Source organism: Acinetobacter calcoaceticus, from assembly GCF_051947995.1.
Classification (GTDB): Bacteria; Pseudomonadota; Gammaproteobacteria; order Pseudomonadales; family Moraxellaceae; genus Acinetobacter.
In genome coordinates this window covers 98,813-110,060 of sequence record NZ_JBLVVH010000009.1, presented here as the reverse complement: position 1 = coordinate 110,060, position 11,248 = coordinate 98,813, and the positions used below count along the sequence as shown (strand labels likewise).

General features: G+C 35.3%; 13 protein-coding genes. 11 read left to right on the top strand and 2 right to left on the bottom strand.

The window, feature by feature from the left end; genetic code table 11:
- The 11 genes from ACNQO6_RS15740 to ACNQO6_RS15690 form a co-directional block, all read left to right on the top strand.
- Positions 1-872, top strand: an 872-nt coding sequence (locus ACNQO6_RS15740) for a DUF2345 domain-containing protein (RefSeq protein ID WP_440209582.1), incomplete at its 5' end; no start/stop codon positions are given.
- On the top strand, positions 869-2,281 hold the full coding sequence (locus ACNQO6_RS15735) for a hypothetical protein (protein ID WP_440209581.1): 1,413 nt from the start codon (positions 869-871) through the stop codon (positions 2,279-2,281). The genes ACNQO6_RS15740 and ACNQO6_RS15735, both read left to right, overlap by 4 nt.
- A 6-nt stretch (positions 2,282-2,287) precedes the next feature.
- Positions 2,288-2,710, top strand: coding sequence for a hypothetical protein (locus ACNQO6_RS15730; protein WP_343580467.1), 423 nt, complete (start codon positions 2,288-2,290; stop codon positions 2,708-2,710).
- A 175-nt stretch (positions 2,711-2,885) separates the two neighbouring features.
- A complete protein-coding gene (locus ACNQO6_RS15725; RefSeq protein WP_075168164.1) occupies positions 2,886-3,344 on the top strand; it encodes a hypothetical protein in 459 nt (152 codons plus the stop codon).
- 145 nt (positions 3,345-3,489) lie between these two features.
- Positions 3,490-3,930 (top strand): hypothetical protein, encoded by a 441-nt coding sequence (locus tag ACNQO6_RS15720; RefSeq protein ID WP_440209580.1) that lies wholly within the window; start codon positions 3,490-3,492, stop codon positions 3,928-3,930.
- 133 nt (positions 3,931-4,063) lie between these two features.
- Positions 4,064-4,258 carry a hypothetical protein gene (locus tag ACNQO6_RS15715; RefSeq protein ID WP_343580462.1) on the top strand — a complete coding sequence of 65 codons (195 nt, stop codon included), beginning with the start codon at positions 4,064-4,066 and terminating at the stop codon, positions 4,256-4,258.
- Positions 4,259-4,573 (top strand): hypothetical protein, encoded by a 315-nt coding sequence (locus tag ACNQO6_RS15710; RefSeq protein WP_440209579.1) that lies wholly within the window; start codon positions 4,259-4,261, stop codon positions 4,571-4,573.
- Between the two features lie 279 nt (positions 4,574-4,852).
- Positions 4,853-5,758: a tetratricopeptide repeat protein gene (locus tag ACNQO6_RS15705; protein WP_343580461.1), complete on the top strand. Its 906-nt coding sequence runs from the start codon at positions 4,853-4,855 to the stop codon at positions 5,756-5,758.
- Between the two features lie 155 nt (positions 5,759-5,913).
- Positions 5,914-6,807, top strand: a complete 894-nt coding sequence (locus ACNQO6_RS15700) for a tetratricopeptide repeat protein (RefSeq protein ID WP_343580460.1) — start codon at positions 5,914-5,916, stop codon at positions 6,805-6,807.
- 141 nt (positions 6,808-6,948) lie between these two features.
- Positions 6,949-7,896, top strand: a complete 948-nt coding sequence (locus ACNQO6_RS15695; protein ID WP_440209578.1) for an RDD family protein — start codon at positions 6,949-6,951, stop codon at positions 7,894-7,896.
- Between the two features lie 187 nt (positions 7,897-8,083).
- Positions 8,084-9,268: a porin gene (locus ACNQO6_RS15690; protein WP_343580457.1), complete on the top strand. Its 1,185-nt coding sequence runs from the start codon at positions 8,084-8,086 to the stop codon at positions 9,266-9,268.
- A gap of 51 nt (positions 9,269-9,319) precedes the next feature.
- On the opposite strand, the gene ACNQO6_RS15685 is transcribed toward ACNQO6_RS15690, so the two are convergent.
- Positions 9,320-10,153: an EamA family transporter gene (locus ACNQO6_RS15685; protein ID WP_440209577.1), complete on the bottom strand. Its 834-nt coding sequence runs from the start codon at positions 10,151-10,153 to the stop codon at positions 9,320-9,322.
- A gap of 75 nt (positions 10,154-10,228) precedes the next feature.
- Positions 10,229-11,209 (bottom strand): LysR family transcriptional regulator, encoded by a 981-nt coding sequence (locus ACNQO6_RS15680; RefSeq protein WP_440209576.1) that lies wholly within the window; start codon positions 11,207-11,209, stop codon positions 10,229-10,231.
- Positions 11,210-11,248: the final 39 nt, after the last annotated feature.

Genomic DNA, 11,248 nt, shown 5'->3' with positions numbered 1-11,248 from the left:
AGCAGGATCAAGCGCAAGGTGAACATCTGGATGCACAGCCTGCTAAACAGCAGCTGGAAGGCAATCAAAACAATGCCAAGGCGCTGAGTGAAGTCGCCAAAAACCAGCAGACCGATGAGATTGAATCATTGGATCAGCTCAAAGAATTCACTGAGCAGATTCAAGAAAAGATTGCGCAATTTAAAAAATCATTATTATTGCTGAACTCACCTGCGGGTATTGGATTAAGTACCAGTGAGGATATTCATCTCTCTGCGGACGGGCAGATCAACCAGTTTGCAGGCGACAGTATCAACTTAAGCACGCAGAAGAACCTGATTACGCATGCACAAAACAGAATCAGTGTATTCGCTGCGCAGAATGGAATTAAACAGGTGGCTGCGAAAGGTAAGTTTGAGGTTCAGGCGCAGTCAGATGGCATGGATTTACTGGCCAAGCAAGGCATCCAGATTATTTCAACTGAAGATCGGATTGAAATTACCAGTCCGAAAGAAATCGTGATCACTGCGGGTGGTTCTCAGATCAAGCTGAATGGCTCAGGGATTTTCCCTGTGACCAGTGGCAAGTTTGAGGTGAAGGCTGGGCAGCATTTGTTTATGGGTGGGGCAGCTATATCCCCTAAAATACCTGTTTTACCTGAAATGGATAACCCTTTTATTCTTCAATATCTAGTGAAAAATAAAGAAGGTCAGGTTATGACTGATAAACCTTACTTATTATTTGATGAAGATGGCAATATTCAGAAGGGAAAAACAGATGAGAATGGCTTTATGAAGTTAAAAACAGCATCATCGGCTCAAAAAATTGCAACCCGCGTGATGATGAATGAAATTGAACAAGCTGGTGAAGAAGACTCAGGAGAACAAGAATGAAGAGCCATTTCAGTCGATTAAAACTAACTGTTCAGACTCCATTAAAATTAAAAGATTTAACTTATAAGTTTATTGTAATAAATAATGCGACTAAGAAAAAAACTATATTTGAAGGTAATTTTGATGACCAAGGATTAACGGATTGGACCCAAATATATAATTTAAATACCACTCTGTTTTATGAAGTCTATTTGCGGGGTGAAATCCTACAAAAAATTGCTGTACAAGCTTATCCAAATAAGAAAACGCATAGTACCTTTACTATTAAGATGACTATAGAAATAGCTGAGAAGGTAAAACAAAATATTAAAGAAATTTATTTGAATGATGGAGAGGTGGCTTGGTATTTAATTAAAAAAACTGAAACAATGTTAGATTGGTCAAAAAGAGTTTTTAAAAAGCCTTTAAACGCATCAGATTGGGATATACTCCGAGCAAACAACCCACATATTTCAAATATAGCACCTATTCGGCTTCTGACCCCAGGGATGGTAGTGATTCTTTCAAACTCAACATCAGCAAAAGAATTGCAAAAATATAAGAATGATGCACAAAAAGCTCAGACTAATATTGAGCTTATGAAAAAAGATAAAAATTTTGATGCAGGATTCTTCGCTCAGAACTATGAATTTTTTTATGACGCCTTGAGTGATAGCAGAACGGAGATTACATATAAGAATATCTTTGAAAATAATGACCATCCTTTAGTTCAAAAATTTGAAAATCCTTCAAATGATAGTGGAATAGCATGGGGAGCAATTGCTAAAGGTGGAATTGATGCAACTTTAGCATTTCATGAAGGTACGACCACACGAATGAATAAAATTCATGGTCAATTAGCGTTAAAAATGGCTGAAGAAAGAGCAAAAGGATCAGGACTAGCAAATCCTAAAAACTTTAAGGCTTTTAGGCGTAAATATAGTGATTTATATAAGCAATTAGATCATGAATATTCAAAAGGAATTTTTAAGTGGGATCAGTCTATCAAAACTAATAATATGCGACGTATGATTAGTCAATCCTCCTTGGCCAGAGGAACAACTTATAAAGGTGGTATGAAAGAGTATGTAGAAAAAATGGCTGAGTTAGGGAGAATGAGCAAAGTCATTAAAGGTGGGGGATACTTATTTTTAGCAATTGATGTTTATAATGCAGGTGATGCAATTGCCAATGCGAAACCTGAGGAAAAAACTAAAACCACTGTAGTAGAAGTATCTAAAATTGCTGGAGGAATTGCTGGAGGAGCAGCAGGAGCTTTTATTGTATTAACTGTTGCTACAGGAGGGACTTCATTGGTGGTACTAGGGTTAGCGGCAGCACTTTCTGCTGGATTAGGGTGGTATGGTGGTGAAAAAGGAGGAGAAATTGGTGAGGCTGTTTATAACCAACTGGAAAATATAAAAAAGTAGTTTAATATGACTGAGACAATTATTTATTTATTTAAAACAATTCCTTTTGCTATGCTAGGAGGTTTTTCGTTAATTCTTTTTGTTATTCTTTCAATCTCTTTGTATATTTATATTTCAATGAATCTAAGAGGGATTCTAAGAATAATATTTAAAGATGAAGCATATTTTAAGCTTCCACTAGAGCCATTTAATTATTTTTTTATAAGTATTTTACCTTTAGTTTTTTGGCGTGAAATTTTAAATATAAAAAGAGGAATCACTTTTAAAAAATTATATGATAAGAATTTTTATTATCCATTAAATAAAAATCAACTATTCTTACTTTTGAAAAATTATCCATTATTTTTCTTTATCCAATATTTTATTTTCTTATTTTCTTTACTTTTTTTGATTTTTGGAACTTTCTTTAGTTTATTTGAAAAGGTTTAGTTTTGATTGAAAAGAGATAATTATTTGGTGCTGCAGCTGGAGTAATTGGATATACAATATTCCTACCTGTTTCCTTGACTATTACAGCTGTTGTTGGTGCAGGAATGATTGGTGGTGGAATGTTTATTGGAGATGCTGCTGAAGATGTATCAAAAAATATTACTGGTATATGTAAATGAATGAAAAATTAGTCATCTACGAAGCTTGGATCCTTTTTGGTTCAATAGGATTGGTTTTGATAATGCTTTTAATTATATTTATTTATAATTATATATTTATTAAAAATAATAGTAGAGAACTCTCTGAAAGAATTTATGGTATTGAAGAATATTTAGATAATGTTGGAGTTAATTTTGAGACTGTATTGAAATTAAGTTTTGTCTTTTCATTTATGTTTTTTTCTAGATTTATTGAATATCCATCATTTGGACGGATGTCTTATTTCGTCAAGCGTGGAGAAAAGAATGTAAACTTATATCCAAATCTTTATCAGGACAATGTATTTTATTTGTGCGAGAAATTTAAAAAGCAAATTATTATTCATGAAATATTGGAGGTCTTCTGTATATTGATAGGGGTAATAATGTTTTTTTACAAATATATTGCAAATTATATTATAAATTTAGGTTTTTGATATCTCTAAAAAAGTTGTTTACATATATCAGCACCTCTTTATTTCAAGATTTCTGCTGTTGAAGTGGGAGTAGGTATCTTTTCGGTGGTAAATATGGTGCAGACTTTGTTGAGGATGAACTCAAAAAAAGAACGGGGGTATGCTAATGGAAAGTCAATTAGTTGATTTTTATGGTAGCGTTTTAATTAGCTTGCTTGTTATTGGCTTAATACTAATTTTATATACATATATATATAACCTATTATTTATAAAGAAAAATAGTAAAGAACTTTCTGAAAAAATATATGGTATTGAAGAGTATTTAGATGAGGTGGGAATTTCTTTTGAAAAGGTACTACAACTTAATTTTATATTCTCCATGATGTGGTTTTCATATTTTATAACATACAAACGTTATGAAAAGATGCCGTATTTTGCAAAACGTGGAGAAAAGAGTCCAAGCTTGTATCCAAATCTATATCAGGATAATGTTATTTATTTATGTAAAAAATTTAAAAAACAAATTATTATAATTGAGATCTTATCTTTGTTTGTTTTTATTTTTGGAATCACATTTTTTTCTATGAGTCTATTGCTGATTTCCTAATATATTTAGGTTTTTAATGTCTGTTAAATATATTTATTTTTAGCGCCTATTTATTTCAAAAATTCTGTTGCAATAATGGAATTAGTATAAGTTTAAGAGATGTATATCTGATACTATAGAGCTTACCAAAAAAGTGATATATGTTGAAACAGCAAAATTTACTGGTGAATTGGTTGGAGGGGCTGTTGCATCAGCTAGTGCTGTTTTGATTGTTGGTAGTATTGGAGGAGGAGCAATAGTTGTAATTGCTCTTGCTGCTTACTTTGGTGGTAAATACACTGGTGATATTACAAAAGATATAGTAGCGAATAAAGTAGGTATCTGTTAAATGCAATTTTTGAATGAGCTAAATTTGGCTGAAAAAATATTCTTTTTATCATTGGTATTTAATATAATTTTATTACTGTTTTATTATTTTTTTTCTAAGAAAATGATTATTGATAATAAAAGGTATATTGGTGAGCTCCTGTTTAATGATGGAGAATATATAGAAAAATTTAGTTTGGAGGAAATTTTTATATTTACCTCTAGTCTTGCAAGAGTTTTTATTTCATATATTATCGAAATAAAAATTCTTAAAAAAGAAAAAATGTTTTTTTTAAAGAAGGAGAAAGTAGTCCTACGTATATTTATCCAAATTTAAATTTTATTAATGCTATTAGATTAATTGAAAATTTTCCTAAATGGATGATTTTTAATGTTTTTTTCTTTTTTTATTGTTTGCTCTATATTTTTGCTTTAATTTTCTTTAGAGAGGTTTTAGATTTGGGGAAATATTAAACTTTAAGTCATGAAGTGAGATATTACAGAATCATGTGCTAAGTGGGCTGTTTTATGAGGTGGTGGTAAATAAACTATTGAAAATTAAGTAATACTTGATTGTGTTGAAATAGTAGTTTGCTATTAAATTGGGGAGTTAATAATGAAATTTCGTATTTTATTAATGATTTTTGTTGTTCTTACATCAGCATGTAGTGAAGGCGGGCAGAATAATAAATCTGGAATTTTAACCAAAGACTATAAAGAAATTTCTGACTTTAAGACAAAAGATGATTTAGAAAAAGCGGCAAGAGCGAATGATCCTGAAGCATTATTCGTGTTAGGTTCCATGTATGCTACTGGTGAAGGTGTTGAATTTAATCAGAAAAAAGCTTTTGAATTATTTGAAAAATCTGCCAAATTAGGTTCTTCTAATGCAATGTTACAGCTAGGCTTGATTTATCGCAATGGTAATGATGCTGTAGAAAAAGATGATCAAAAAGCTTTGATGTGGTTTAAAGAGGGAGCTAAAAGTGGAAATCCTTCTGCAATTCATAATGTGGGTTTGGCTTATTATAAAGGTTTAAGTGTTAAAGAAGATAAAGCTACAGCATTTAAATATTTTATTCAATCAGCTCAATCAGGCCTATTACAGTCTCAAACTATTGTGGCATCTCAATTATATAATGGTGATGGCATCGATAAAAATTTGAAGGAATCATTTAAGTGGTCATTAAAGGCAGCAGAGCAAGGTGATGTAGAATCACAAAATGATGTAGGACTTTCATATGAGTTAGGAGAAGGGGTTCAAAAAGATCCAATTAAAGCACTCACTTGGTTTAAACGTGCAGCAGAAAATGGGCAGATCGAAGCTCAATATAATACTGCACTTAAATATTATAATGGTGCAGGTGTTGGACAAAATTTAGATGAGGCCCTTAAATATGCGGAAATGGCGGCTAATAATGGAAGTAATTCTGCCATAAAATTAATTTATTCTATTTATGCTAATGAGAGTAGTTCGAAGTATAATCCAGAAAAAGCACAATATTGGAAGTCTAAAATTTAATATTTTAATCTTGTTAAAAAGAAAACCCATTAAACTTAATGGGTTTGAAACTTATTTTTCCTTAAAGGTATAATTTGAGCGGGAGTAGATATGAGTTGTTATTGCTTCGGAGTTTTTAAACGCATTATTTAAGATGAAATATAAGGTTATTATTAATGAAGCTTAGATTGATATTTATTGCCTTAATAGGTTTTACATCCGCTTGCAGTGAGGGGAGTAATCAGGCATTAGATTCTCAAGTATCAAATTCAGGATTTTCATCTCAAAAAGAGTTAGAAAAAGCTGCTCAAAAAGGTGACTCTAAAGCTTTATTTATACTTGCATCTAGTTATGCAACAAATAGTGATAGCTTTGATGATCAGAAAAAGGCATTTCACCTATTTGAGCAGGCTGCAAATCTTGGTAATGATGAGGCTATGTTGCAGCTCGGCCTTTTATACCAGGATGGATCAAGTTACGTAAAAGAAATTGATAATCAAAAAGCTTTATTATGGTATAAAAGAGCAGCAGAAAAAAATAATATCGTTGCTTTACATAATGTTGGTGTTGCTTACTATGATGGTGTGGGAGTTACTGAGGATAAGAGTAAAGCGTATCAATATTTCCAGAAAGCAGCAAAATTAGGATTTTTACAATCTCAGAAAATTATAGCTTATCAACTATATACTGGTACTGGAGTAAATAAAGATTTAGAGCAGTCTTTTTATTGGTCTATGAAGGCGGCTGAGCAAGGAGATATCAAGTCTCAAAATAATGTGGCTCTCAATTTTGAAAAAGGTGAAGGGGTTGTAAGAGATCCTATTCAGGCGATGAATTGGTTTTTAAAATCAGCGAATAATGGTAATCATGAAGCACAATATAATGCTGCTCTTAAATATTATACAGGAAATGGTACTAATCAAGATCTAAATAAATCTATTGAATATGCAGAGAAATCAGCAATGCATAAAAATAAAGCAGCAATACAGCTTTTGGTTGATATTTACTCTGATATAAAAAGTCCAAAGTATAATACAGAAAAAGAAAACTACTGGAAGTCTAAGCTTTAATATTATTAAATGTAGGTTACTAAATGTAACATATCTAATTTTTTTAAATATAATTTAAGTTTTATCAAGGTGTTTGTATAATCCTAAATTACTGTTTAAGTAATTAAAGTATAGATGTTGATTAATTATAAAGGGTAAGTTTTGTCTTCTGTAAAATTTTCTTATATCGCTGGTTTCTGGCGTCGATCATTCGCTTTTCTTATTGATTTATTACTGGTAGGAGGTTTCTGCTGGAGTACAATTCGACTTCTCTCTGAGTTTATGTATCCATTTCCAGTTATATCTATTTTTATTGGATATGCCTTTGTTATTTTATATTTTGGATTGTTAAACAGCCACTTACATTCCGGACAAACTTTTGGTAAACAGCTTTTAAAAATCAAAGTGACTGACACACATGGGAAAGATCTTGCTGTAATCCCATCATTGCTTCGTTCAGCCATCTTGTTTGCGCCATCCTGCCTCATATCATTAAGTGGTTATTTTCCGATTTTACTGTTATCTGAATTATTCAACCTGTTATTGGTCTGCTTACAAATCCTGCTTATTTATTTTTATATTTTTAACCGACAAAACCGTCGTTCAATTCATGACTTCGTTGTGGGTTCAATGGTGATTAATTTAAAAAAAGATGATCAAGGACAGCAAGTTCCTGAGATGTGGACTAAGCATAAGATTTTTGCAGCATTGATTGCGTTGGTGGGTTTAGGCATTGGAATTTCTTCTTTCAATTTGTTTGACCGCAATAATACTGTTGAAATTAAAAAGTTTAAGGACATTCAACCAGAAATTATTCATGTAAAACGGATTTCAGAAACGGATGAAGAATCAGAGACTCAACTCATTTTATTTGATGTACAGATCAATGATCCAATAAAACTTAATAATTCATTTTTTGCCCAAGCGTTCGCAGATCATCTACAGACACTTGAGCCGCAGTTGATAAATGACAGCAGTAACATTTCAATTCTTTTGAGCACACGACTTCAATTTGGCTTAGCCTCCTCAATTGATTTGAATATGTACTCGGTTAAAAAAACACAGCAAGGGTTAAAAGTTGTAGAAGAGATTTCTACCGTAAATTTTTAAACCATGAAAAAAGCTGAAGCTATCTATGGCATGAATTAAATTTTTTTAATCTGTGTGCACATAGCTTCAGCAACTCGAATCCTGTCCCATTAAACACATTCCGTAAAGACCGACTTTATAGTTTAAGCATTGTTTGTCAGCGTGAATTTCTTCATTTTCATATGAGGTTAAACAAGGACGTACAACAATGAAAAAAGCACTGCTTCTCTTGGGTTCAATGGGTGTCTTGGCCAATACGCCAGTCTGGGCCGCCGATATCAGTATCGGTGACCCAAAAACCCAAGCGGGTGAACTGAAACTGACAGGTGCCATCCGTACCCGCTATATCCATAAAGACTATATTGTCGAAGCCAATGAAGGCTCCAAAAATGATGACTGGCGGTTGGCCGATATCAAGGCGGTCTTGAGTTATGAAAACCCGAACTGGATTGCATCGATGGATGTACGTTGCTACCAGTATGACCGCTTGTGCGATGCACTATTTTTAAAAGATGCTTGGGCAGGCTATAAATTTTCAGATCAGCAACGGCTGACAGTCGGTTTTCAATCGGTTGATTTTGGCTTTGGGCGACTCTGGGGCAATAGTTATTATGAAACTTTGCTGAATACCGTAGGACTGGAAGACATTCAAAATCTTGGGGTGAAGTACCAGTTTAAGGACAATCTATATAACTTTATTCTCGGTTTTTACCCGACCGATGGTGGTAATTACAAAGGTACCTCCAAGGATTCCAGTCGCTATAGCGGCAACTTTGTGCGGGCAGATGATCTGACCCAAGGCACTGATATTGATGAAAAGAATATGTGGGTGACGCGTTTATCCCGAAAATTTGAGCTAGATCAATCCCAGAATTTCTCCACGGAAATTGGTGGTTCTTACTGGTATTCGGAGTTGGAAAATAACCGCAGCAACCGAGATGGGCATCGTAGTACCTGGAGTATCTTTAGCACCACCAATTATCAGGCATGGCAATGGTTGTTCCTGGCAGGCGAGCAGGACATTAAAAACGCAGATGATCTTTTGCCAAAAAGTTCGACCATTGGCGCATTTGACTATCCTTATCAAGTGGCCAACAAAGGTAAATATATGGCCAATGAAATTAACTACACCTTTGCCGAGCCTTTTCATCAGTTAGAAAATATTAAACCTTATGTGTCGTATAGCCGTTTTTATAAAGATGAAGCAGGCTATCAAGATTCGGATCGCTTAATCGCAGGTCTATATTTTAACTATAAAAAAGTCGGCATACAGGGTGAATATATCTGGAGTCGCAATGACCCAATGACGGGCAGTGGCGCAGATGGACTGGCACAAGGTGACAGCAATCAATGGAATAAATTGTTCTATTTATCGCTGGGTTATTATTTCTAAATCCAGCTTGGAAAATGAGCCAGTCTGTTTGCGATAGACTGGTTTTTTCGTTTAGGCGGTTCTTAAGATCAAAGCCCCGATTAAAATGATGCACGAAGAGATAATCCGTACTGCATTGATGCGCTCTTTTAGAATAAAGATCGAGATCAGCGTGGCAAATAAAATCGAGGTTTCTCTTAGTGCGGCAACAATCGCAACCGGTGCAAGCGTCATTGCCCAAAGTGCCAAGCCATAAGAGAAAAATGAGCCGATTCCACCGATTAAACCTAAATGCCAATTATGGCGAAAATACGCACCCATCTGACGATACTGCATTTTCAGGGCAAACATAAAAAAGATCAGTCCTGAGAGCACGAAACTCCATAGGATATAGGCAATGGCTGATCCTGCAAGGCGAACGCCATGACCATCCAGCAAGGTATAACCCGCAATCAGGACGGCATTGACTAAGGCCAGACCAATACCTTTGCGTCCCGTTTTGGGCGCAGCCAGAATCATCGATAAAATGCCGACAGAAATGGTAATGATGCCTAGCCATGGATTGAATTGTAGTTGTTCATGCAGCAACAAGGTGCCTAAAACGGCAACAATCAGCGGTGCTGTGCCACGCATTAAGGGATAAGTCAGCCCCATATCGGCAACACGATAGATTTTAGCCACCATACCAAAATACAGAATCTGTATTGCGGTTGAAGCTAGAATATAAGGCCAGCTTTCGCGATGCGGTATGGGAAAAAAGGGCAGCAGGAGTGCGGCTAAAACTGCTGCGGATGCCGTAACCAGTACCGTGGTTAAAAACTTATTTGTCCCTGCTTTTACAATGGCATTCCATGTGGCGTGACATGTTGCCGCAAGTAAAATAAGGCCAAATATTGCCGTGCTCATACGCTGCCTGCTGATTTATGATCTTGCTAATGTGCATGATAGAGTTGAAAAAAGAAAGCCGGCAGCTTATCGCAATTATAGAAATACTTTCTCGGTATTGGGATTGATCGGTTCAATCGGTTGGATCAACTGACCACGGCTTAGATTCTGAATATGCTGTAAACGGTTGATCAGTTCATTTTGAATAAACAGGATACAGGTCTGTAATTTAGATGAGCTTTTTAAACGTGAAGGATACACTGCCCAGACATCAGCATCTTGCCAGTACTCAGGCAAGATATGCTGTAACTGACCGCTAATCAATTCATCTGCCACATCCCAGATCGAACGTAAGATAATGCCATGTCCTTCAATTGCCAGTTGGTGAATAATCTCGCCGTTATTGGAAATAAAACGTGGTGTGACATGCACCGAACGATCTTCCGAAGGATGGCGTAATTTCCATAACACTGAGGATTGATCTCGTTCACTGATGGTCAAGCAATCATGATTGCGCAAATCGTCCAGACTTTCAGGCATGCCTTGTTGCAACAAATAGCTGGGCGCAGCGCAGAAAATCCGGAAATTCGGCACCAGTTTTTTGGCAATCATGTTCGGGGCAATGTCATTGCCAATGCGAATATCCAGATCAATGCTGTGCTGGATCAGGTCTTTGGTGTTGTCGATGGTATCAAACTGAATCTCCAGTTTGGGGTACATGGTCATCAGTTTAGACAAAATGGGCGCAACATGTTTACGGCCAAAACCGAAGCTACTGACTATGTCGAGATGACCCGTGGGCGTGCTTAAGGGGTTATTCACCAGCTCACTGATTTCATCAAATTCATCCAGAATATTGGAGACCCGGTCCAGAATCAGTTTGCCATCTTCGGTCAAACTGACATGACGGGTACTGCGATGGAACAGTTTACAGTTCAGATTGGTTTCTAAAATATTGATGCGTTTACTGATAAATGCAGGTGAAGCACCGAGCTCCTCCGCTGAGTCGACGAAACTCTTACGTTTGGCGACTGTGCAAAAAACCTTTAAATCCGATAGGTTAGGTAGATTATTCACGATCCGTGTCCATTGGGGTGATAGTTTTCTTATTGATCA

What these genes read in the sequence shown, in the direction of transcription:
- ACNQO6_RS15720 (WP_440209580.1), top strand. Translation starts at nt 3,490, where the DNA reads ATGGAAAGTCAATTAGTTGATTTTTATGGTAGCGTTTTAATTAGCTTG.
- ACNQO6_RS15700 (WP_343580460.1), top strand. Translation starts at nt 5,914, where the DNA reads ATGAAGCTTAGATTGATATTTATTGCCTTAATAGGTTTTACATCCGCT.
- ACNQO6_RS15685 (WP_440209577.1), bottom strand. Translation starts at nt 10,153, where the DNA reads ATGAGCACGGCAATATTTGGCCTTATTTTACTTGCGGCAACATGTCAC.
- ACNQO6_RS15735 (WP_440209581.1), top strand. Translation starts at nt 869, where the DNA reads ATGAAGAGCCATTTCAGTCGATTAAAACTAACTGTTCAGACTCCATTA.
- ACNQO6_RS15710 (WP_440209579.1), top strand. Translation starts at nt 4,259, where the DNA reads ATGCAATTTTTGAATGAGCTAAATTTGGCTGAAAAAATATTCTTTTTA.
- ACNQO6_RS15730 (WP_343580467.1), top strand. Translation starts at nt 2,288, where the DNA reads ATGACTGAGACAATTATTTATTTATTTAAAACAATTCCTTTTGCTATG.
- ACNQO6_RS15725 (WP_075168164.1), top strand. Translation starts at nt 2,886, where the DNA reads ATGAATGAAAAATTAGTCATCTACGAAGCTTGGATCCTTTTTGGTTCA.
- ACNQO6_RS15690 (WP_343580457.1), top strand. Translation starts at nt 8,084, where the DNA reads ATGAAAAAAGCACTGCTTCTCTTGGGTTCAATGGGTGTCTTGGCCAAT.
- ACNQO6_RS15705 (WP_343580461.1), top strand. Translation starts at nt 4,853, where the DNA reads ATGAAATTTCGTATTTTATTAATGATTTTTGTTGTTCTTACATCAGCA.